General features: G+C 61.5%; 16 protein-coding genes and 1 pseudogene. 11 read left to right on the forward strand and 6 right to left on the reverse strand.

Annotation, left to right across the window (positions count from 1 at the left end; genetic code table 11):
- Positions 1-11 precede the first annotated feature (11 nt).
- Positions 12-1,199: an MFS transporter gene (locus JIO00_RS17190; RefSeq protein WP_200666384.1), complete on the forward strand. Its 1,188-nt coding sequence runs from the start codon at positions 12-14 to the stop codon at positions 1,197-1,199.
- A 127-nt stretch (positions 1,200-1,326) separates the two neighbouring features.
- Here the strand turns inward: JIO00_RS17190 and JIO00_RS17195 are convergent, their stop codons facing one another.
- Positions 1,327-2,670, reverse strand: a complete 1,344-nt coding sequence (locus JIO00_RS17195; RefSeq protein ID WP_010455230.1) for an MFS transporter — start codon at positions 2,668-2,670, stop codon at positions 1,327-1,329.
- 286 nt (positions 2,671-2,956) lie between these two features.
- Here JIO00_RS17195 and JIO00_RS17200 point away from each other — a divergent pair, with 286 nt between their 5' ends.
- Positions 2,957-4,390: an aldehyde dehydrogenase family protein gene (locus tag JIO00_RS17200; RefSeq protein ID WP_010455232.1), complete on the forward strand. Its 1,434-nt coding sequence runs from the start codon at positions 2,957-2,959 to the stop codon at positions 4,388-4,390.
- Between the two features lie 156 nt (positions 4,391-4,546).
- Here the strand turns inward: JIO00_RS17200 and JIO00_RS17205 are convergent, their stop codons facing one another.
- On the reverse strand, positions 4,547-5,833 hold the full coding sequence (locus tag JIO00_RS17205; RefSeq protein WP_154913341.1) for an OprD family porin: 1,287 nt from the start codon (positions 5,831-5,833) through the stop codon (positions 4,547-4,549).
- A 194-nt stretch (positions 5,834-6,027) separates the two neighbouring features.
- Here JIO00_RS17205 and gcvA point away from each other — a divergent pair, with 194 nt between their 5' ends.
- The 8 genes from gcvA (at position 6,028) to JIO00_RS17245 (ending at position 13,306) form a co-directional block, all read left to right on the forward strand.
- Positions 6,028-6,933: a transcriptional regulator GcvA gene (gcvA, locus tag JIO00_RS17210; protein WP_010455236.1), complete on the forward strand. Its 906-nt coding sequence runs from the start codon at positions 6,028-6,030 to the stop codon at positions 6,931-6,933.
- A gap of 93 nt (positions 6,934-7,026) precedes the next feature.
- A complete protein-coding gene (locus JIO00_RS17215; protein WP_010455238.1) occupies positions 7,027-7,932 on the forward strand; it encodes an NAD(P)-dependent oxidoreductase in 906 nt (301 codons plus the stop codon).
- Between the two features lie 252 nt (positions 7,933-8,184).
- The gene (locus JIO00_RS17220) at positions 8,185-8,544 is read left to right on the forward strand and encodes a Zn-ribbon domain-containing OB-fold protein (RefSeq protein ID WP_010455240.1); all 360 of its coding nucleotides are present in this window, start codon (positions 8,185-8,187) and stop codon (positions 8,542-8,544) included.
- Complete coding sequence (locus JIO00_RS17225) at positions 8,541-9,695, forward strand: thiolase family protein (RefSeq protein WP_234452894.1); 1,155 nt, start codon at positions 8,541-8,543, stop codon at positions 9,693-9,695. Before JIO00_RS17220 ends, JIO00_RS17225 begins: the two co-directional genes overlap by 4 nt.
- 69 nt (positions 9,696-9,764) lie before the next feature.
- Positions 9,765-10,457: an SDR family NAD(P)-dependent oxidoreductase gene (locus tag JIO00_RS17230; RefSeq protein WP_234452895.1), complete on the forward strand. Its 693-nt coding sequence runs from the start codon at positions 9,765-9,767 to the stop codon at positions 10,455-10,457.
- A 10-nt stretch (positions 10,458-10,467) separates the two neighbouring features.
- The gene (locus JIO00_RS17235) at positions 10,468-11,274 is read left to right on the forward strand and encodes an enoyl-CoA hydratase/isomerase family protein (protein WP_102595070.1); all 807 of its coding nucleotides are present in this window, start codon (positions 10,468-10,470) and stop codon (positions 11,272-11,274) included.
- Positions 11,275-11,293: 19 nt separating this feature from the next.
- Positions 11,294-12,505: a CaiB/BaiF CoA transferase family protein gene (locus JIO00_RS17240; protein ID WP_102595069.1), complete on the forward strand. Its 1,212-nt coding sequence runs from the start codon at positions 11,294-11,296 to the stop codon at positions 12,503-12,505.
- A 441-nt stretch (positions 12,506-12,946) separates the two neighbouring features.
- On the forward strand, positions 12,947-13,306 hold the full coding sequence (locus tag JIO00_RS17245) for a DUF6124 family protein (RefSeq protein WP_083376491.1): 360 nt from the start codon (positions 12,947-12,949) through the stop codon (positions 13,304-13,306).
- 200 nt (positions 13,307-13,506) lie between these two features.
- On the opposite strand, the gene JIO00_RS17250 is transcribed toward JIO00_RS17245, so the two are convergent.
- On the reverse strand, positions 13,507-17,007 hold the full coding sequence (locus JIO00_RS17250) for a hypothetical protein (protein WP_200666386.1): 3,501 nt from the start codon (positions 17,005-17,007) through the stop codon (positions 13,507-13,509).
- A 265-nt stretch (positions 17,008-17,272) separates the two neighbouring features.
- Here JIO00_RS17250 and JIO00_RS17255 point away from each other — a divergent pair, with 265 nt between their 5' ends.
- Positions 17,273-18,193, forward strand: a complete 921-nt coding sequence (locus JIO00_RS17255; protein ID WP_010455251.1) for a LysR substrate-binding domain-containing protein — start codon at positions 17,273-17,275, stop codon at positions 18,191-18,193.
- Here the strand turns inward: JIO00_RS17255 and JIO00_RS17260 are convergent.
- From JIO00_RS17260 to JIO00_RS17270, 3 genes and pseudogenes are all read right to left on the reverse strand, one after another.
- A complete protein-coding gene (locus JIO00_RS17260; RefSeq protein WP_200666387.1) occupies positions 18,114-18,707 on the reverse strand; it encodes a DinB family protein in 594 nt (197 codons plus the stop codon). The two genes, JIO00_RS17255 and JIO00_RS17260, sit on opposite strands and share 80 nt — an antisense overlap.
- A 102-nt stretch (positions 18,708-18,809) precedes the next feature.
- A pseudogene (locus tag JIO00_RS17265) lies at positions 18,810-19,924 on the reverse strand (NAD(P)/FAD-dependent oxidoreductase).
- Positions 19,925-19,940: 16 nt separating this feature from the next.
- Complete coding sequence (locus JIO00_RS17270) at positions 19,941-21,254, reverse strand: MFS transporter (RefSeq protein ID WP_200666389.1); 1,314 nt, start codon at positions 21,252-21,254, stop codon at positions 19,941-19,943.
- Positions 21,255-21,488 lie beyond the last annotated feature (234 nt).

The raw sequence follows: 21,488 nt of genomic DNA on the forward strand, positions 1-21,488 counted from the left end.
GGGAACACCTTATGCCTGAGAGTAAAACCGCATTACCCGCCAGCCTGGCGATCACTCTGGCACTGTGTTGCGGCTTTTCGGTTGCGACCATCTATTACAACCAGACCATGCTGCCGTTGATTGGCGCCACGTTCAGCATTTCGGGCGCCCACGTCGGCCAGATCGCCATGCTCACCCAACTCGGTTACGCCCTCGGCTTGTTGCTATTTGTGCCGTTGGGCGACCGCGTAACCCGGCGCTCGCTGATCCTCGGCATGTTGAGCCTGAACTTCCTCAGCCTGATCGCCTCCGCCGTTGCGCCGACCTACTCCTTTTTGCTGCTGGCCAGTGTGGTGCTGGGGCTGTCAGCTGTCAGTGCGCAGATCATCATTCCCGCCGCCACTGCCCTCGCGCCCCCGGAGCAACGCGGTAGCGTGCTGGGCATGATGGTCAGTGGTTTGTCGGCCGGCGGTCTGTTGGCGCGGGCCTTGAGCGGCGCCGTCAGCACCTGGATCGGCTGGCGCGGCATGTTCTTCGCTGCCGCCGTGATGAACGTGATGCTGTTCATGGCGATCATGATCCGCATGCCGGTGACCGCACCGTCCAGCACCCTGCCCTATCTGGACCTGATGAAGTCAATGTGGAAACTGGTGCGCGCCCACCCGACCCTGCGTCGCTCCTCAGTCAGCGGTGGCCTGATTTTCGGTGCGCTGAACGTGTTCTGGGGGTCGATGGCCTCGTTGCTGTCGCTTGAGCCTTATCACTACTCCAGCGGCCAGGCCGGGCTGTTCGGGCTTTCGGCGATTGTCGGGATCGTCGCCGCCTCTTGGCTTGGCCGACTCACGCAACACTACGGCATCAAACTCAGCTACCTGGGGACCGGCGCGGTGCTGCTGGCCTTCATTGCGTTGTATCTGGGTGGTGCAGGCGGTTTCTGGTGGTTGATCCTGGCCTGTGCCACCGCGCTCGACATCGGCAACCGGGCCAACCAACTGGCCAATCAGGCGCGCATTCTGGCCTTGGCTCCCGAGGCGATCAGCCGCTTGAACACGGTATTCATGGTCACCTACTTCAGCGGCGGCGCGTTGGGGTCGGCCCTCGGGGCCAGCGCTGCCGAGTATCACGGCTGGCCAGGGCTGGCGGCGGTAGGTGCGTTGTTTGCGGTGTGCGGATTGGTCTCGATCTTTCATTCCCGACGCGCTGAAAAAAACGGCCCGTGAAGGGCCGTTTCTCATTTCGTGCAGGTAACGGCACTTCTGTGGGAGCGGGCTTGCTCGCTCCCACAGGGTTTGTGTTTCTGGCATGAAAAAGGGGCGGATCATCCGCCCCTTTTTCATTGATGTCCGATCAACGCAACGGCTGCCCCCGCGTCTCCGGCATCCGCAGGTAAACCACCGCGCTGATTGCACTGATCACCGCCAGGTAAATCCAGAACAACCCGCCATACCCCCAACCCGCCATGGCGGCCATCAGGTACGGGGCGGTGCCGCCGAACAAGGTCACCGACAACGCATACGGCAAGGCGATGCCCGTCACGCGAACCTCGGCCGGGAATTGCTCGGCCATGGTCACCGCCGAGGCGGCGCCGAAGCCGGTCATGATGACCATCGAGACGGTCTGGATCAGCGTCACTTCCATCAGGCTGATGCCGACGTGCAGTAAGCCAAAGCTCGGCCAGGCCCACAGGATCGAGGCGATGGCGAAGGCGATCAGCACCGGACGCCGCCCGACGCGATCCGCCAGTTTGCCGGCGAATGGCAGCAATACCAGCGACACACCAACGGAAATCACCCCGGCCAGCAAGGTGTCGCGGATCGACATGCCGGTGATCAAATGCACCTGGTTCGGATAGCTGACCATCCACACGTAGTTGAGCAGGTTGCCGGCCATGGCGATGCCGATCACGCGCATGGCATCGCGGCGATGGCTGAACAGCAGTTCGCGAATCGGGCGTTTTTTGCCGTGGCTGGCGATGCGCGATTTGAAGATCTCGGTTTCGCGTACCGACAGGCGAATCCATAGGGTGATCAAGCCCATCAGCGCGGCAATCACGAACGCGACGCGCCAGCCCCAATCGTAGAGCGCAGTGTCGCTGCCCATCGACGCCAGGGCAAAGCCGAGCAGGAAGGACACCAGCGTGCCGGCATTGATTGCAAACCACTGCCACGACCCGGCGAAGGCCCGGCGATGCGCAGGGGCCGACTCGATCAGAAATGCCGAGGCGGAGCCGAATTCGCCGCCCGCCGAGAAGCCCTGAACCAGCCGCGCCAGCACCAGGATGATTGGCGCGGCAATGCCGATGCTTTCATAGTTGGGGCAGATGCCGATCACCAGAGAGGCGACGGACATCAGCAGGATGGATAGCGTCAGGCCCTTCTTGCGACCATAGCGGTCAGCCAGTTGGCCCAGCACCGCGCCACCGATCGGGCGCATGATGAAGCCGACGGCGAACACGGCCAACACCGACAGCAAAGCGGTTGCCCCGTCACCGGCGGGGAAAAACTGCTTGGCGAGAATGGAGGAAAAGGTCGCATAGATGACCCAGTCTGTGTACTCGACGATGGTGCCCAGGGTCGCGGCGACAATCGCTTTTTTCTCTGCACTGTTGAGTTGTCGACCTTGGCTCTGAGTCGTGGCAGTGGCGTTGGATGCGGACGGCAGTTCGCTGTCCACCGTAGGGTAGTTGCTCATGGTTATGGCTCCCGTGGGCGCTATTATTGTTGACCTTTAGACGCGGCCTCAGTGTTGCTACGGGAGAAATATCCAGCACCGTCAGCTTCTCGTGTAGCGAGTTTTCAGGACGGTTCGATTGACTAAAAATCAACCCACTGTGTTGAGGTTTTCTCAACGCATACCCCTGTAAAACTCGGTTGAAGGCGCCCGCGCGAGCGAGGGTAAATGCAGGCAATCATGGGGCTGCCCACGACCTCCCCCATGTACCGCATCGACAATAAAAGTTTCGCGAGGAGAACCCGCAATGTTTGAGCAAACCAACAGCTTCATCGATGGACGCTCCGTGCCGCCGCTGGACGGCCAGTACGAAGACAAAATCGATCCACGCACCGGCGAAAAACTCAACGAAGTGGCCAGCAGCGGCCCGGCTGATGTGGCCATCGCGATCGATTCCGCCGCCGCCGCGCTGCAAGCCTGGCGTGACATGCGCCCGGCGGACCGCGGGCGCATCCTCAACGATTTCGGGCGTTTGATCCGCGCCAGCGAAAGCACCCTCGGTGCGCTGGAACGGGCCGAAACCGGCAAACCCGGGCGCGAGATGGCGACCCTGATGGACCTCACGGCGCAGTACTTCGAGTTCTACGGCGGCATCGTCAATGTCATGGACGGTGAAGTGATCAACCAAGGCCCGAATTACCACGTCTACACCCGCCGCGATCCGTTCGGCGTGATCGGTGTGATCCTGCCGTGGAACGCTCCGCTGCATCAGGCGGCCCGGGCGATTGCTCCGGCGCTGGCCACGGGCAACACGGTGGTGGCGAAACCGTCGGAACACACCTCGGCATCGCTGGTGGAACTCGCGCGCATGGCTGTGGAGGCCGGAATTCCGCCGGGGGTGTTCAACGTGATCGTCGGCAAAGGCAGCGTCATCGGCCCGGCCATGGCGCATAACCCGCACATCCGCAAAATCTCCTTCACTGGCGGCATTCGTGCCGGTCAGGAGTTGGGGCATATTGCGGCGGAGCGGATCCTGCCGTTGACCCTGGAACTGGGCGGCAAGTCTGCCAACATCGTGTTCGACGATGCCGACCTGGACGCCGCGGCCAAAGGCTCGACCCTCGCGTTCACCTGGAACAGCGGACAGTGGTGCGCTGCCGGGACCCGGTTGCTGGTGCAGGAATCGATCTACGATCGCTTCGTCGACAAACTGGTGGCCGAGGTCGGCAATCTGCGGGTCGGCCCGCAGGACGATGCGACGTCCGGTCCCATCACCACCCGCGCCCAGTTCGAGAAAATCCAGAGCTACTTTGCAATTGCCGAACGCGAAGGCCTGACCCCGGCCATCGGCGGCAAGGTGGCGAGCCATCCCGGCTTTGAAAACGGCTGGTACATCGAGCCGACCGTCTACACCGGCGTAACCAATGACATGACCCTGGCCCGTGAAGAAATCTTCGGGCCGATTGTGTGCGTGATTCCGTTCAAGGATGAAGCGGACGCGTTGCGTATTGCCAACGACAGCGAGTTCGGCCTGGGGGCCGGTATCTGGAGCCGTGACATTGGCCGGGTGCACCGGGTGGCCGCGAACCTTGAGGCCGGGCGGATTGTGGTCAACGAATACAGCGGCGGGTTCGTCCAGACACCGTGCGGCGGGTTCAAGCAAAGTGGTTACGGGCGTGAGCAAGGGGTTGATGCGTTGTCGCATTACACGCAGCTCAAATCAGTGATCATCCGCCTCTGACGTCCCGTCTAACACCCAAGGGTGCAGCCATTGCTGCACCCTTTTTTCGTCCTCAAATACACCGCCCTCCAGAGGTGAAAGAAGTACCTGTGGCGAGGCACTCGACACAGGTAATTCTTTCACCACGAGTGAGCATCAGTTCATAGATCTAGGGGTTTACCAAAGCGCCAACGAGTAGGTCACAATCAAGCGGTTCTCATCGATATCACTGGAGAAATTGCTCCGCGCACTGGCGTTTTTCCACTTCAGCCCCAGGTCCTTCAACGGCCCGCTCTGGATCACATACCCCAACTCGGAATCACGCTCCCATTCCTTGCCGCCCTCCGCCCGGTTGCGCACGGTGACGTCGTCGCCCGACAGATAGCGGGTCATGAAGGTCAGGCCGGGAATTCCCACGGCGGCAAAGTTGTAGTCGTAGCGCGCCTGCCATGAACGTTCGTCCTGGTTACCGAAATCGTTGATCTGCACCAGGTTGACCAGATAGCCGTCGGTGCCGTTGATGTTGGCGAAACCGGTGTCGCCGCTCATGCGCTGATAACCCAGGCCCACCGCATGGCCACGGGCGCTGTAGGTCAACATCGCGCCCAGCGCCGAGTTGTCGACATTGCTGTTGCCCTCGTCAAGGCTACGCGCCCAGCGTAAATCCGAGTTCAAGGTCTGGTCTTCGCTGATCGTCCATTTGTGGTTCAGGGTCAGGTAGTGCTGCTGATATATCCCCTCCAGTTCACCGTAGTGATAGGCCGTGCTCAGCGCCGGCACCCAGCGGTAGGTGGCCCCGGCAAAGTCGAAGCGGTCACTGGTGGCGTGGCTTCCCAGGCGGATATTGCGCGACCCGCCGTTGAAAACGCTCATGTCTTCATTGTCGGAAGAGTTGCGCAAGTTGGTCTGGTCGAGTCGACCAAGGTCCAGGGACAGGTTGTCGAGGTCCGCGCTGTTGAGCCAGGCGCCGCGAAAGGTTTGCGGCAGCAGGCGTGAATCGTTGTACATGACCACCGGCATCCGAGGCAGCAAGGTGCCGACTTTCAGAGTGCTGCGCGCCAGGCGCAGTTTGCCGGTCAGGCCCAGTTCGCCGTAGTCATCCTCGGCTCGTCCACCCGGTCCACGCTCGGTATTGAGCAGCCCGGTGCCGGAGCGATCCGGCGATGAATCGAGCTTGACGCCCACCAGTCCGATAGCGTCGAACCCGACGCCGAGCATGCCGTCGGTGTAGCCCGATTCCAGCCGCAGGATGAAGCCCTGCGCCCATTCCTCTGCCTTGCTTTGAGCGACGCCGGACTGACGAAAATCACGATTGAAGTAATAGTTGCGCAGCTCCAGGCTGCTTTTGCTGTCCTGAAGGAAATCGGCACAGGCCGGGTTCATCAGCGTGCTGACGGCACTGCACAGCGACAGGCGCCATACCAGCGGGAAGCCCTTCCGGGCGTTGGAAAAGGGGCTGTTCATGGGTGTGTTTCTCTTATTGTTGTCAGGTTCGGCCACGGGCCAGACAGGCGCGTGACGGTCGATCCTGAAAGCCGCGCTGCCGACCGACAATCGAGAAAAACACGCCCCTCCCTTGAGTTTTAATCAAGTGGGTTTAGGCTTTGGTTTACGTACACTGCGCGCCGCTCCTCCCATAAGAACAAGAGTTGCTCACCATGGAACGTCTGCCTCCCCTGAATGCCATCCGCGCATTCGAATCCGTCGCCCGGCATTTGAGCATCACCCTGGCCGCCGATGAATTGAACGTCACCCCGGGCGCAGTCAGCCGGCAGATCCGCACGCTCGAAGAATTTCTCAAGCTCGACCTGTTCGTGCGCGGGCACCGCCAGATCACCCTGACCGCTGCCGGCGAGCAGTACTTCCGCGCGGTGGCCCGGGTGGTCGAAGACCTGCGCGGAGCCACCAAAAAACTCATGTCTCCACCGCTGCGCCGTCAGCTGAAAGTCCGCGCCTACACCACCTTCGCCATGCAGTGGCTGATCCCGCGCCTGGCAAGCTTCCACGCGCAGAACCCGAAGATCGAAGTGCTGCTGACCGCCTCCCTCGAGCCCGTGGACTTCTACAAGGAAGACATCGATGCCGCCATCCGCCTCGGCTCCGGTGAGTGGCCCAACTGCAATTGTCACGTGCTCAGCGATAACCAGCTGGCCCCGGTGTGCAGCCCGTCGCTGCTGCAGCATGGCCCAGGGTTGCAGACGCCGGCCGATATCGCCAACTACACCATGCTGCACTCGATCGCCCGCCTCGAAGACTGGCGTTACTGGCTGGAAGCTTGCGGGGTCAGTCGCGAAGTCGATGCCCACGCCGGCATGACTTATCAGAGTTCGTCGATGGTTTACGCGGCGGCGGTCGGCGGTCAGGGCATTGCCATGGCGCAGCTGTTTCTGGTGAACAAGGAACTGCAGGACGGCAGCCTGATCCGGCCGTTCGAACAGGTGGTGGACATGGGCGTCTACACCTACTACCTGCTGATTCCCAAGCACCGCGAGGAAAGCGAAGACCTGCGAATTTTCCGTGAATGGGTCCTTGAACAGGCACGCATCACCCGCGATCTGGCTTGAGCTTTGATCAAGGCACTGCGGCGTAAAACTGCTTTGTCGGTCATTTGTCACCGTGTCTAGCATGGGTCTCCATCCACAAGAAAGAGACCCGCCATGACCACCCCCGATACGCCTTCCATCGGTTTCATCGGCCTCGGCGCCATGGGCCAGAAAATGGCCCGCCATCTGCTCGACAAAGGCTTTGACCTGAACCTGTTTGATCCCAATCCCCACGCCTTGGCGCCATTGCTTGAACGGGGTGCGCGCAGCCATGCAACGCCTCGGGAAGTGGCGGACCACGCGCACATCGTGCTGGTCTGCGTGCCAACCCCGGACATCGTCGAAAACGTAGTGCTCGGTGCCGACGGCGTGATCCATGGTCAAAAGGTCAGCATTCTGGTCGACCACTCCACCACCGGTCCGAGCCTGGCCCGACGCCTGCAAGCGGCGTTGTCTGAACGCAACATCGCCGCCCTCGATGCACCGCTGGCCGGGGGTGCCGCGGGGGCGCAGAACGGCACGCTGTCGGTGATGGTTGGAGGTGATCGTGCCGCTTATGAGCGTTGCTCATCGGTATTCGCCGCCTTCGGCAAGAAGGTCGAACACATCGGCACCGAGCCAGGGCTAGGTCAAACCTTGAAGCTGGTCAACAACATGATCGTCGCCGCCACTCTGGTGGCCACCAGCGAAGCGATGTTATTCGGGGTCAAGGCCGGGCTCGACCCACGGCAGATGGTGGAGATGCTCAACGCCAGCACCGCGCGCAGTTTTACCAGCGAACAGATCCTGGCGGGCACCGTGATGCGCCGGGAATTCGACTTCGGCTTCCGCCTGGATTTGATGCGCAAGGACGTGCGGCTGTTTCTGGCCGAGGCGGAAAACACCGGAGTGCCGGCCTTCACCTCTTCGGTGGTCAAGCAGTTCTTCGATCAGGCCTTGAGCGAAGGTGACCCGGCGCGGGATATGACCCATGTGGTGCAGGTGCTGGAGCAGATGGCGGGCGTCGAACTCCAAGGCTGAGTTTAATTTCCACCGCAGATCCCCTGTAGGAGTGAGCCTGCTCGCGAAAGCGGTGTGTCAGTCGACATTGTTATCGCCTGACACACCGCTTTCGCGAGCAGGCTCACTCCTACAGTGTTGTATTCCAGGCTGACCGATGGCTTGATTTTTTCTCAACCAAACCGGGTTTTTATATCGTTTGTCGGGCCTTCTGCCCTGCCCGACCATGACCTCCAGAGCTTGTTCGCAAGCCCATAACAACAGGAGGTCATCATGAGTTTTTCCACGTCCATCTGGACGCCGTCCACGCCACCCGGCCTGCATGCCTCGCGCCATCACCACAACGGCGAAATATTCTTTCCGTCCGTGCCGGACGATTCGCCGCTGAGCAACCAGTTCGACGACACCGTGCTAGACGTCGAGGGCCAGGTCTACAGCTTCACCATCATGCACCCGAGCCCGAAAAGCGGCCTCGCCCCGTTCGTGCTCGCCTACGTCGACCTGCCCGGCCCGGTGCGTTTGTTCGGGCGCCTGATCGGTACCCCCGGCGTGCCGGCCATTGGCGAAAAATGCCGAGTGATTGCCGACGACACCTACGGCTACGTTTTCCAGTCCCAGGAGGCCCGTCCATGAGCCAGATGCATGTAATGGGCGGCGCCATGACCGTCTTCGGCCGTCACCCCGGTGTCATGGCCCCGGAACTGGCCCAGCGCGCAATTCTTGACGCTGTGGCCGATGCCGGCTTGCAGCTGGCCGACATTCAGGCCGTGTACTGCGCCAATGTGCTGGGCGGGATGATTCTCGGGCAGGTGATCGTGCGCGATCTGGGCCTGAAAGGGATTCCGGTCTACAACATCGAAAACGCCTGTGCCAGCGGCGCGACGGCGGTGCACCTGGCGCGCCACGCCTTGCTCGCCGGTCAATATGAACGCGTGCTGGTGTTTGGGATCGAGCAGTTGACCGCATTGGGTGGCGGCATGATCCCAATGCAGCGCAACGACCGCATGACCGACCTCTACGCCACGGCAGGCATGGTGTTGCCAGCGGTCTACGCGATGCGCGCCACCCGTTTCATCCACGAGCGTGACGCCAAGCCCGCCGATCTGGCCGCTGTAGCGGTGAAGAATCGTCGTCACGGTTCGCTCAACGAATACGCCCAGCAACGCAACGAAGTCAGCCTCGAAGAGGTGCTCGCCTCGCGCATGATCGCCGACCCGCTGACCCTGTTGCAGTGCTGCCCGTCGCAAGTGGACGGTGCCGCTGCGCTGGTGCTCGGCAACAAACCGGGACCCCACGCCAAAGACGTCAAGGTGCTGGGTTCGATCATTGTCTCGGGCCTTCGCGAGAGCGGTGACGAAGACATTCTCGATGCCGAAATCACCGCACGCGCCGCACGCCTGGCCTATGAACAGGCCGGTGTCGCCCCGGCCGATATCGGTGTGGTCGAGTTGCACGACGCCTTCACCATCGCCGAGCTGCTGTATTACGAAGCCCTCGGGCTGGCCGCACCGGGCGAAGCGGTCTCGCTGTTGCACTCGGGCGCCACCGCCCTCGGTGGTCGGGTGCCGGTCAATCCAAGTGGCGGTCTGTTGGCCAAGGGTCATCCACTGGGCGCCACCGGTGTCGCGCAAATGGTCGAGTTGCTCTGGCAGTTGCAAGGCCGCGCCGGCAGCCGCCAAAGCCGGCACTCCGCGCCTGGGCCTGGCGCAATGCACCGGTGGCGGTATCGCCGGGGTCGACCACGCGGCGTCAGCCGTGCACATCCTGGGAGTCTGAAGCCATGAACAACCAACACTTTGCGGCCGGCCAGGTCGCCGTCGTCACCGGCGCTGCTCGCGGGATCGGCCTGACCATTGCCCAACGACTGGCGCATCAAGGGGGTGTTTGTCTACCTGCTGGATCGCGACGAACAGGCGCTGAACAGCAGTGTCAGCGCGATGAACGCCGAAGACTTGAAGGTCGCCGGAATTGCGCTGGACCTGACCGAAGGCGAGTCGGTCAACGCCGCCTTCACGCAGATCCACGAAGCCCACGGTCGCCTGGATTTTCTGGTGAACAACGCCGGCGTGGTCCGCGACAAACGCTTCCTGAACATGACCGAACAGGACTGGGACCTGGTGGTGGACACCAATCTGCGGGCGCAATTTCTCTGCTGCAAAGCGGCCCTGCCACTGATGCTGGAGAAAGGCTTCGGACGCATCGTCAACATGTCGTCTCGGGCCTGGCTGGGCGGTTTCGGCCAGGCCAATTACTCGGCGGCCAAGGGCGGCGTGGTCAGTCTGACCCGTAGCCTGGCCATCGAGTTCGCGGCCAAAGGCATCACCGTCAACGCCATCGCCCCGGGCATCGTCGATACGCCGCTGTTCCAGAGTTTCACGCCTGAGGTGCAGGCAAAACTCAAGGACACGGTGCCGGTAAAACGCATCGGCACCCCGGACGACATTGCCAATGCCGTGGAGTTTTTCCTCGCCCCGGCCAGCAGCTACGTCACCGGGCAAACCCTGTATGTGTGCGGCGGACGCAGTCTGTCCTCGGCCAGCGTGTGAGGTGGACGCCATGTCAGTCACTTTGGAAGTCCACGGCCCTGTGGCCCTGATTACGATCGACCGCCCGCAAGCCCTGAATGCGCTGGACCTGGATTCCCTCCAGGCCTTGCGCGGCCATCTACGTGAAGTACGCGACCGCCGGGAACTGCGTGTGGCCGTGATCACCGGCAGCGGTGAACGGGCGTTTTGCGTCGGCGCCGACCTGAAAAGTACGCGGGCCTCCTCGGCCTCCTATGCCGAGGCGCTGTTCCTGGCCAACGAACCCGCCGCAGACGCCGGGCTTTACATCCGCCAGATGGACCTTGCCGACCTCGACCTGCACAAGCCGCTGATTGCCGCCATCAATGGCCATTGCCTGGGCGGCGGCCTGGAGCTGGCGTTGCAATGCGACCTGCGCATTGCCAGTGCCAGTGCGACGTTCGGTCTGCCGGAAGCCGCCGTCGGATCGATTCCGGCGGTCAGCGGCCTGCATCGTTTGATGCGCGCGGTGCCGCCCGCCCATGCGATGCAGATGGCGTTAACCGGGTCGCGCATCGATGCGTGGCAGGCCTGCGCTATTGGCTTGATCTCCGAGCGTCTGGACAGCCACGAGGCCCTGTTGCATCGGGCGATGATCCTGGCCGAGCAGATTGCCCGCCAGGCACCGCTGGCGATCCAGGCCTTGCAAACCCTGGCCCGCAGTACCGCGCACTTGAGCGACAGCGACGCCCAGCGTTTGACCGAATTGTATTGGGGCGTGTTGCGCGACACCGAGGATCGTCTCGAAGGCCGGCAGGCGTTTGCCGAAAAACGCGCACCGCATTACACGGGCCGCTGAAGCGCCCGAGGAGGCGAACATGTTACGCACCGCTCTGGACGGTCTGACCGTCCTCGATTTCACCCAGATCGCCGCCGGCCCCACGGCAACCATGCTGATGGCCGACATGGGCGCGCGGGTGATCAAGATCGAATCCCACGAAGGCGAACTGGGCCGTACCCTCGGCCCGGCGTGGGTTGGCGAGGATAGCGCGCTGTATCACGCGTTCAATCGCGGCAAGCTGGGTATGAGCCTGGACCTGAAACACCCGGACAGCGCCGCAGTGATCAAACGACTGGTGCTGCAAGCCGACGTACTGGTCGAAAGCATGCGCCCTGGCGTCATGGCTCGACTGGGACTGGGTTATGAGGACCTGGCTGCACTGAAACCGGACCTGATCTACTGCTCGATTTCCGCCTACGGGCAGGAAGGACCGTATGCCGACCGGGCGGGCGTCGACGGCATTCTGCAAGCCGATTCCGGCCTGATGAGCCTGATCGGCACGCCGAACTCGGCGCCCTCCAAGGTGCAAGCGCCGGTGGTGGATGTGGTCACCGGTTATATGGCATGCATGGCCGTGTTGGCCAAGCTGCATGCCCGAGAAAAGGACGGCCTGGGCGGCCACCTCGACGTCAGCCTGATGAACTCGGCCCTGGCACTGCAACAAGCGTCGCTGGCGAGCTTCCTCTGCGACGGCAAGCTGCCGACCCGCATCGGCAGCGCCGCGCCCTACTCTGCTCCGAACGAAGCCTTTGAGGCGGCGGATGGCTGGTTGATGGTCGCGGCGTACAACGGCAATCGCTGGCCGACCCTGAGCAGGGTGCTCGGGCACCCGGAGTGGATCGACGACCCGCGTTTCGCCAGCTCGGCGCAACGCGTGGTTAACCGTGAAGCCATGTGCGCGGCACTGACCGACGTGTTCCACACCCGGCCGGTGGCCCATTGGCTAGCGGTGCTGCGCGAGGCCGACATCCTTTGCTCCAGGGTCAGCGATTACAACGACGTGCTGGCCCATCCGCAGATCGCCAGCAATGGCATGCTCGTGGAACTGCACCACCCGCAGCATGGCGTGGTTCGGGTACCGGGGTTTCCGGTCAACAGCCTCGAAGCCGCGCAAACACCGTATGCGCCGGCGCCGGAGAATGGCCAGCACTCGCGGTCGGTGTTGCGTGAGTTCGACTTTTCTGAGGATGAGATTGCCGATTTGCTGGCGTCCAATGCGATGCATTGTCCAGAGGTGGAGTTGGCCTGACCGAGTCCCTGTGGCGAGGGAGCTTGCTCCCTCGCCACAGAGTGTTGTGTATGAACACATCCGGCCACTTATCGCGCTCGTCTGTTTAAGCGTGAAACGGTGTTTGTTTAAACACTCTCGAAGATACGTCCTGAAAGCTACAAATCCTTGCGCCGTTGCCTACGGCTGCGCCAGAATCCGCCGGCTTGTGCGCCGTGGGGCCGCTCGGTAACTTGATTCCCGTCACTGCTCATCAGTGATCGGGTTTAGTCGCCCGCGTTAACTCAGTTGTGCGTGCATCTGTCATGCAGGTCTTTCATTCCTGTATCTGATGGTGGCTGTACGCAGGGCGCTTTCGGGCGCGCCGGATTGCTGAGTTTCCCGGTCGACTAACCTGCGTGCAGCTGCCTCCCCTTACGTTTAGTCGCAAGAGGGGTGGCACCCAATTTGGAAACTCAGCATATGTTCAAAGTAACGCCCAACCCACCGGACACCGATCCGGTCTCCCCCTACGAACCCGATTCAAAAAAGCTCAACGAAGCCGCCGAGCGCGCCCTCGACTTCCACTTCCCATCGAACGCCGACATCAAAGCCACCCCACGCACACGCAGCACTCTGTTCTCCGTAGACCCCGAGGCCACGGCCGAAACCCTGGCGGTTTATCTGGTCGAAATACTCGCCTCGGTCGACGTGATGGTCCATCAGTTGGTGGATCACCTGGAGGGAGAGACGCGCTACGCCCTGCTGGGGATTTCCAACAGCATCATGATGGCGGAGATCACGGCGAACCGGGTGTTGGATAAGATCGATCTGCCCATATAAGTGCCGCTCTGCGGTGAGTGAATAACTGACGTTGAATTGTGCAGCGGTCCCATTTTCCTGGGGCCGCTTCGCGGCACAGCGGACAGATAAATAGATCTGTCCCCTTTTTAATGAATAAATACGTTTCCTTTTCTTCAGTTCGAGTTAATGTTTTGTTGTACTAACGCTCTGACTCACAACACGTTACTTGAGGCAATTTCCTAAGGCTGAGCTGGGCGGATCAAAAACGCGATTCCATATAAATAGTCATCGAAGACGGGGCCTGAAGAGTGCCACTGACCAGGCCTGCGATATGATAGAACGGCTGCTTCTTCTTCCCTCCCGAGATAGTTGCCTGCGATGAATGAATCTTCGATATTGCTCTCAAAACTATAGCTATATTTAATGTTGAGTATTGATCTGTGAATGACGTCACTTCTGATGTCGACTACTGGGAGTGCCCCCTGTGAAATTCGCCATGACTCATAGGCGGGTAAGTTTACGAGCGCCGGCGAGATGATGTAGCTCGCAACATTGGAACAGGTGACGAGTATTTCACTTGTTTGGCCTACGGCGTCCGACACGACGATGGTCGCCTTCCCATTCCCCTCACTTCGTATCATTCCGCTGTTGTCAACCGAGGCTATGAGGTGCTGGGTCGAAGTGTAGGTATAAGGAGGCACACCGCCGGTCGCGGAACGTCTCTCGCAAGTACCTATCGGGTCGGCCCCTGTGAGCGTCCATGGGATTGAAGTGCCGGTGATCGATACATTCGGAGCACTCAATCCGACAGGGTCAGTATTCACTATCAATGCTGGGTGTGTGGTAACCGTCAACGTCCTGGCCTCCGAAACCTGACCCGAACCGTACAGCGCCTTGGCGGTAAAACTGTGAGCTGCCACACTCAACCCGGTTACCAACAACGTCCAGATCCCCGTCACCGGATCCGCCGTCGGCTGACCTTTGGAGACCGTACCGTCGAGCACGTCGACTCTCTGTCCTTTTTTGGATCTGCCGGTCAGCGTGATGCTGGTATCAACCGTTCTCCCGCCTTCTGCGATCTCATCCCCATTGGAATCGGTCACACGGGTGATCGCAGGTTTCACATCCTCCACAGCCTTGACCGTGTAGGTACGCACCTGAAACAGCAGCGCATTGTTTTCATCCTGACTGCCACTCAACCCTGCCTTGAACTCAACTTTCAGTTCGCTCCCGTCCTTCAGGTTTTTCAATTCATTGAATGGAATCGGATGCGTGTAAAAGCCCTGGGTAATCCAAGTTTCGTTGGTTTGCGAGAGAGGCGGCTGCCAAAATGTCTGGGCGTAGGGACTGTCGTCATTGTTGGTGCCTTGCACCCGCAACCAGACGAACTGTTTCAGCGCAATGAACGGCCAGGCGTTAACCTGGATCACCGCGTTGGCGGTCAGCTGGCTGACGTCGAATTCGGCCCCTTCACCGTTGTCCGCGGCCTGGAGGATCAATGGTTTGTCGAGCACGTTTTCCGGCAGTGGCAGTACCGATAACGTCAGGGTGTCCGAGGGCATGGGGCTGCTGCCGCGAGTTACCTTGTAGTTCACCGTTATCGCTTTGCCGAGGCTGAAGGCGACCACCTTAGGCTCCAACGGTATCTCCTGCGGCCCGAGCGTGGTCACAGGCCACGGTGCGGTGGTGTGCGAACCCTCGGGCAGCGTGCCGTCGGCACCGGTCCACTTTACAGAGATCTGGTCGCCGACCAGCATGCCGTCGTAGTTGACGACGGCGGTCAGATGGGTCTGGGCATTCAACGGATCAAGGCGGGTGCCGCCGTCCGCTTCTTTCACGGCCGGGGGTAACAGTTGGCCAATCGCCTGGCCAACCCCAAATTCCAGCACATTCGAATAACTCGTCTCGCTCGTCGCCGCCCGCCAGATCCGGTAACTCACCGTCACCTTCTTGCCGCGGTTCGGCTCGATGTGTTCGGCGACAAACGTGGCGTTGAGGGTGAAATTCACATCCTTGTCTTTGGACAGCCCGTTGAGGGTGACGGAGTCTTCCGTGGTACCCGTGACTTCACCCGTCCAGGTGTAGGTCACGATGTCACCGGATTGGGTCGGTTTGACGGTCGGCCTTGGCGCGGTCAGTTTGCCGATGCCGCCGGGCAGGTCCCCGGGCTCCAGCGCTCCGTCCTGTTCACCGAGGACGATGGGTTTGACCAGTTCGAGTTGCGGCTCGCCCACCTGCAGCAGCGCCGCATGCAGCGATTCGCGGCGGATGACTTCACCGTTCGGGCCTTCGCGGAGCAGGTAGTACGACAGCTCCAGCGTGCCGCCTTCCAGGGTTTTCAGGTGCCTGCCGTCCACCGCGATGAAGAAATCTTGCTGGGCTTCGATCTCTTCCCAGGTTGGAAAATACCAATCCAGCTCAGGGGTGTAGCTGCCGGTATCCGGGCGGGTGCCGGCCCAGATGAGGTCGATGGCCATGCCCTGCTGCATGATCGGATCGAACGGAATCCGCACGCGAGGGTGAGGCAGGTCCGGATCAATCGCGCCGTTTTGTTCATCTTCGGCCTTGGGCGCGGCCAGGTGTTTCGGTTCGCCGATGAAGGTGACAAATTGCCCCTTGGACGGCAGGGGGTCGGTCACGCCCGGGCGCTCTACGCGATAGGAAAAGGTCACCTGGGTTTTGGCCAGTTGGCGCACGTCGGCGTTGGACAGGATGACTTTGTAAGTATGCGGCAGGTTGTCGACCGTCTGGGCCGGCGCGATGACTTCCACGGCCTCGTTGTCCACGGTGGTGCCGCGCATCTTCAGGATGATGCGGTCGTCCTGCTCGAACGCCGGCCCTTTGGCCCAGACCTCGCCCGTGATGTCATCTTCGCCCAGCGCATCGAGGTCGAGAACGTTGTTCACGGCCTCCTGGACGACCGGTGCGTCCAGAAAATCGACGCCGGTCATGACCACCAGCCGCGTGGCCTTGCACCAGTCTTGCGAATAATTGTGCACCACATCGCGCACGCGGAAGGTGACCGCCAGCCCGGAGATGTCGGTGTCGCCCGCGTCCAGGATGGTGGCTTCGTCGACGTGGATCACGATCGGGTGAGTGGCCGGGTCGCTGATCTGCTCGGCAGTCAGCGGCGCGGATTCCACGAGCACACCGCCCCAGCTCAGCACCATGACATCGCCCACCGCCGCATCCGGATAAGGCACGCCGGTCCCGGACTCGGCCCGAATGATGATGTCCACCCCGGCCGCGGCGATCTCCTTGTCGACGATGTTCTCGACGATGGCCGGATCGATGAACAGGTACAGGTTCGAGTGGCTGCCTGGGGTGTCGTCCGTGTCCTGGCCCGCAGGAATCTCCAGCTTGGCGTAGAGCTTGAGCGCCGGCGTAAACGTCTCGGCGCCCTGATTGAAACGGGTCACCCGGTACGCCAGCGTGTGCGCCCCGGTCAGCCAATGCCTGGGCTCGACCCACAAGGTCACCCGCTGACCGACTTCGGCGTCGTCGGTGATGATGTGCTGATTGACCACCTGGTCGTCGAACTGCAGCTCGACCTTGTCGCCTTTGCCCATGCTTGACCAGGCCGGGACGTAGACTTTGAGCCCGTTGATGGGGAAGTTGTCCAGGGCGGCGGCGCGGTTGATTGCCCAGACGTCAGTGGAAGAGTCCAGTAGACGGGCACCGGGGATTTCTGGTTCACGCAGCAGCATGGAAAAGGGGTGACGGACGGGTTGCACGAGCATGGGGGAGACTCCTGTCGAGGGGGGCTGGGCGACGGAGTTATTTAAGGTGTTAGAAAGGGCGGTTGGCTACTGTCAGAAATAACAGGTTGGGTATGTTTCCAGATGAATGGCAGTCATCCCCTTGGGCAGTATCTATCCGGATTACGCGGTGCCAAACAGACAAATGACTATACCCCCGCTCCTTACTGTCATCGAGGGTCACCGTCGCATCGCTCGGGTTTGATGCTTTACTGAAAAGACCCTGAACCCCAGCGAGAACGCCGCAATGAACCGCAACGACCTGCGCCGCGTGGACATGAACCTGCTGGTGATTTTCGAAACGTTGATGTTCGAGAAGAACCTGACCCGGGCCGGGGAGAAACTGTTCCTCGGTCAGCCCGCTGTCAGTGCTTCGCTGGCCAAGTTGCGCGATCTGTTCGACGACCCGCTGCTGGTGCGCAACGGTCGGGTGTTGGAGCCGACCCAACGGGCGTTGGCGATTCTCAAGGAGTTGCAGCCGGCGATGGACACCATTTCCGGCGCGGTCAGCCGGGCCAAGGATTTCGACCCGTCCACCAGCCGCGATGTGTTCCGCATCGGCTTGTCCGACGACGCCGAGTTCGGTCTGTTTCCGCCGCTGCTCAAGCAAATACGCGAAGAGGCGCAGAACGTCGTGGTGGTGGTGCGAAGGGTGAATTACTTGCTGATGTCACCGATGCTCGCCTCCGGGGAGATTTCCGTCGGGATCAGTTACACCACGGAGCTGCCGGCCAATGCCAAGCGCAAGAAATTGCGGGACCTGAGCGTGAAGATTCTGCGTGGCGATAACCGTCCCGGCCCCCTGACCCTGGATGAGTATTGCGAACGCCCTCATGCACTGGTGTCTTTTTCCGGAGACTTGACCGGTGCTATCGACAACGATCTGGCGCGCATCGGCCGCTCGCGGCGGGTGGTGCTGGCGGTGCCGCAATTCGCCGGGTTGCGTGCCCTGCTGGCCGGCACCGACCTGCTGGCCACGGTGCCGGATTACGCGGCGTGTGCGCTGATCGAAGGCAGCAACCAGCTGCGGGCCGACGACCCGCCGTTTGACATCGTGCTGTCCGAACTGTCCATGGTCTGGAACGGGGTCAACGATAACGACCCGGCAGAACGTTGGTTGCGTTCGCGAATTGCGCAACACATGTCGGCTGAGTTGCCGGTGCTTTGAGCGCGTTGAAAGCCGGGTCGGTCTCGCGCAGGAAGATCGGCAGGTCGGTCATCGGTGGCATCGCCGGGATGTCGAAATACATCTGGATCACCCAGCCGCGGTGGTAACTGGCGTGATTGACCACGTGCAGCAGCATCGCGCCGGCGCTCATGGTGCCGCTCTCGCCGGAGACGAACGTAAACTCGACCGGTTTATCCAGCGACCTCTCGGTCTGCCTTGCGCTCCAGTTGCAATACCAGTGATCGATGTCCTTTTGCGCCATGCGCAAATCAGCCAGGTCGGGATGGAGCAGATCGTGTGAGGTTTTGAAGCCGTGCCCTCGGCCTTCGAGGTGAGCCTGCCAGATGCAGTCCACGACATAGATGTGATTCAGGGTGCCGATCATGTTCTTGAACACCGACACCCGCTCTTTGTTGACCTCCCCCGGCGGCAGCGCGGCCAGGCTGTCAAAGAGGCGCTGGTCGGCCCATTGCTTGTAATCGGCAAGCATGCGGGCAGTGCGTATGTTGATCATCAGAGTTCTCCCATTACGATGGGCACACTGGCAAGCATAGACCGCTCGGCGGCTGGCAGCGCAGACGCTGATAACCGGCACCTCACCGCAACGCGACAGCTGCTACAGGGAATGCGGTGTCAGGCGTTGTACCACCCGATCAGCCAGCGCCAGGCAGCTGGTGAGGCCCGGTGATTCGATGCCGAACAGATTCACCAACCCCGGCACACCATGCTCGACCGGGCCGCTGATGAGGAAGTCGGCGGCCGGTTCGATCGGGCCGGAAATCTTCGGGCGGATGCCGCTGTAGGCGGGTTGCAGGCTGTTATCGGGTAACGTCGGCCAGTAGCGGCGGATGGCCTGATAGAACCCGTCGACCCGGCGCGGATCGACGCGGTAATCGACATGGTCGACCCATTCGACGTCCGGCCCGAACGCGCCTGCCCGCCAAGGTCGAGGGTCATGTGCACGCCCAGGCCGGCGCTCTCCGGTGCCGGATACACCAGATGCCGGAACGGCGCCCGGCCACTGAAACTGAAATAACTGCCCTTGCACAGGCGTGCCACGGGAACGTGCTGCGACGGCAAGCCTTCGATCCGGCTCGCCACCTCCGGCGCGGACAAACCGGCGCAATTGATCAACTCGCGACAGGTCAAGGTCATCGGCTGTGCGCCGCCCATGTGCAATTCGAAACCTTGTTCGGTGCAACGGGCGGACACCAACGGCGTGTGCAAGGCAATCGAGGTGCCCGAGGCTTCGGCGTCTGCCTGAAGCGCCAGCATCAGCGCATGGGAATCGACGATCCCGGTGGACGGCGACCAGAGCGCGGCGACGCAGGACAGCGCCGGTTCAAGCGACCGCGCCTGCCCGGCGTCCAGCCATTGCAAGTCATCGACGCCATTGCGCCGGCCCTGCTCCAGCAACCTCTGCAAGGCCGCGCACTGGCTGTCATCGGTGGCCACGATCAACTTGCCCAGGCGCTGGTAATCGACACCGCGCTCATCGCAAAAGGCGTACAGGCGATGCTTGCCCTCCACGCACAATTGCGCCTTCAGGCTGCCGCTCGGGTAATAGATGCCGGCGTGGATCACTTCTGAATTGCGCGAACTGATGCCCACACCAATCCCCTCGCCGGCTTCGATCAGGATCACTTCCCGCCCGCTGCGGGCCAGCGCCCTGGTCACCGCCAGGCCAACCACGCCGGCGCCGACCACCACGCATTCGATATCGACGCTCACCTGCCCTCCGCTCATGTCAAGCCAGCCCTCGTTCCCGATAATCGATCAGGCTGGAGAATATCGCCAGCAGCATGGCCATGACCACGAAGAAGATCAGCACCAGGAAATACGAGCCGGTGAACTGCACGATCAATCCGATCAGGATCGGCACGATAACCCCGGCCATGTTGCCGCAGAAGTTCATGGTGCCGGCCAGCACACCGGTTTTCGAGGTGCCGCCGAGGATCGACGGAATGCACCAGTACATGCCGCACCAGCGAATGAAAAACATCGCTACGCAGAGCAGACCGATGGCCTTGTCGGCTTCATTGGTATAGGCCACCGCCAGCATGCACAGGGCCGCGACCAGCGCCGAACCACTGAACATGCTGCGCATCACCAGGTTGGGCGAGGCGCCGCTGGTTTTCCATTTATCCCCCAGATAACCGCCGACCAGCTCGCCGACGAAACCGCACATGAAAATCAGGAAGGTCGCACCGCCCATGCTCGAAATGTTCAGGCCGTGGGTCTGGTGCAGGTAGCTCGGCATCCAGGTCAGCAAACCGTAGAACACGCTGAGAATGCAGCAGTAACCGGCGAACATCGCCAGCACCGAACGGTCCTTGAGCAGCTCTTTGAGGGGGATGCTGGTCACCGTGCCGGGTTGGCTGACTTTGCGATTGCCTTCGGTGATGTGCGCCAGTTCCGCCGCGTTGACACCGGGGTGTTCGCTGGGATGGTTGCGGATGTATTTCCACGCCAGTACACCGGCAAGCATGGTGCCGATGCCGGCGATCACGAAGGCGATGCGCCAGGAATCGAACCAGCCGATCAACCCGGCAATGATGATCGCGCCGAAAGCGCTGCCCAGCGGTGCGCCGCCATCGACCAGCACCGCGCCACGTCCGCGTTCGTTGGGGGTCAGCCAGGCGCCGTTGAGTTTGGCCCCGGCCGGCATGATCGGCGACTCGGCGATGCCCAGCCCCATGCGCGTAATCAACAGCGTGATCCAGTTATGCGCACCGGCAGCCAAGGCCTGGAAGGCGCCCCAGGCGACAGTCGCGATGACGATGACGCGGCGGGTCTGAAAACGGTCCAGCAGCATGCCGCCGGGAATCTGCATCAATGCGTACGACCAGAAAAACGCACTGAGCATCAAGCCTTCCAGCGCGGGAGGGATCTGGAACTCACTGGAAATCAGCGGCAAGGCCACCGACAGCGAAGCGCGGTCGATGTAGTTGATGGCGGTCAGCAGCAACATGATGAGGAAGATCCGCCAGCGCACGCTGGTCGGACGCTCGGTGGCAGACGCGGCGGTGAGCCGCAGGGTTTCGGCACTCGGATTGTTCATGAGGGGCGCTCTTGTTGTTGTGGGTGCAAGCGGCCCAATACCCGCCTATTAACGCAAAACCTGTAGGAGCGAGGCTTGCCCGCGAAGGCGGAGTGTCAGTGGACATCATTGTTAATGACACATCGCCTTCGCGGGCAAGCCTCGCTCCTACTGGGTTTACATCTTGGCTGACGGGTGTTGGGCAAGCACCCCAACTCTAATCACGCGTCCTCGGGCTGAATAATGAGGGGATCT

It is taken from the genome of Pseudomonas sp. SW-3 (assembly GCF_016615645.1).
Lineage (GTDB): Bacteria > Pseudomonadota > Gammaproteobacteria > Pseudomonadales > Pseudomonadaceae > Aquipseudomonas > Aquipseudomonas mandelii.

Bases quoted from the DNA above. Each gene is read 5' to 3' on its own strand.
- JIO00_RS17250 (WP_200666386.1), bottom strand. From the start codon at position 17,007: ATGCTCGTGCAACCCGTCCGTCACCCCTTTTCCATGCTGCTGCGTGAA.
- JIO00_RS17215 (WP_010455238.1), top strand. From the start codon at position 7,027: ATGACCACCCCCGATACGCCTTCCATCGGTTTCATCGGCCTCGGCGCC.
- JIO00_RS17260 (WP_200666387.1), bottom strand. From the start codon at position 18,707: ATGATCAACATACGCACTGCCCGCATGCTTGCCGATTACAAGCAATGG.
- JIO00_RS17240 (WP_102595069.1), top strand. From the start codon at position 11,294: ATGTTACGCACCGCTCTGGACGGTCTGACCGTCCTCGATTTCACCCAG.
- JIO00_RS17245 (WP_083376491.1), top strand. From the start codon at position 12,947: ATGTTCAAAGTAACGCCCAACCCACCGGACACCGATCCGGTCTCCCCC.
- JIO00_RS17195 (WP_010455230.1), bottom strand. From the start codon at position 2,670: ATGAGCAACTACCCTACGGTGGACAGCGAACTGCCGTCCGCATCCAAC.
- JIO00_RS17225 (WP_234452894.1), top strand. From the start codon at position 8,541: ATGAGCCAGATGCATGTAATGGGCGGCGCCATGACCGTCTTCGGCCGT.
- JIO00_RS17205 (WP_154913341.1), bottom strand. From the start codon at position 5,833: ATGAACAGCCCCTTTTCCAACGCCCGGAAGGGCTTCCCGCTGGTATGG.
- JIO00_RS17220 (WP_010455240.1), top strand. From the start codon at position 8,185: ATGAGTTTTTCCACGTCCATCTGGACGCCGTCCACGCCACCCGGCCTG.
- JIO00_RS17255 (WP_010455251.1), top strand. From the start codon at position 17,273: ATGAACCGCAACGACCTGCGCCGCGTGGACATGAACCTGCTGGTGATT.
- gcvA (WP_010455236.1), top strand. From the start codon at position 6,028: ATGGAACGTCTGCCTCCCCTGAATGCCATCCGCGCATTCGAATCCGTC.
- JIO00_RS17190 (WP_200666384.1), top strand. From the start codon at position 12: ATGCCTGAGAGTAAAACCGCATTACCCGCCAGCCTGGCGATCACTCTG.
- JIO00_RS17235 (WP_102595070.1), top strand. From the start codon at position 10,468: ATGTCAGTCACTTTGGAAGTCCACGGCCCTGTGGCCCTGATTACGATC.
- JIO00_RS17270 (WP_200666389.1), bottom strand. From the start codon at position 21,254: ATGAACAATCCGAGTGCCGAAACCCTGCGGCTCACCGCCGCGTCTGCC.
- JIO00_RS17200 (WP_010455232.1), top strand. From the start codon at position 2,957: ATGTTTGAGCAAACCAACAGCTTCATCGATGGACGCTCCGTGCCGCCG.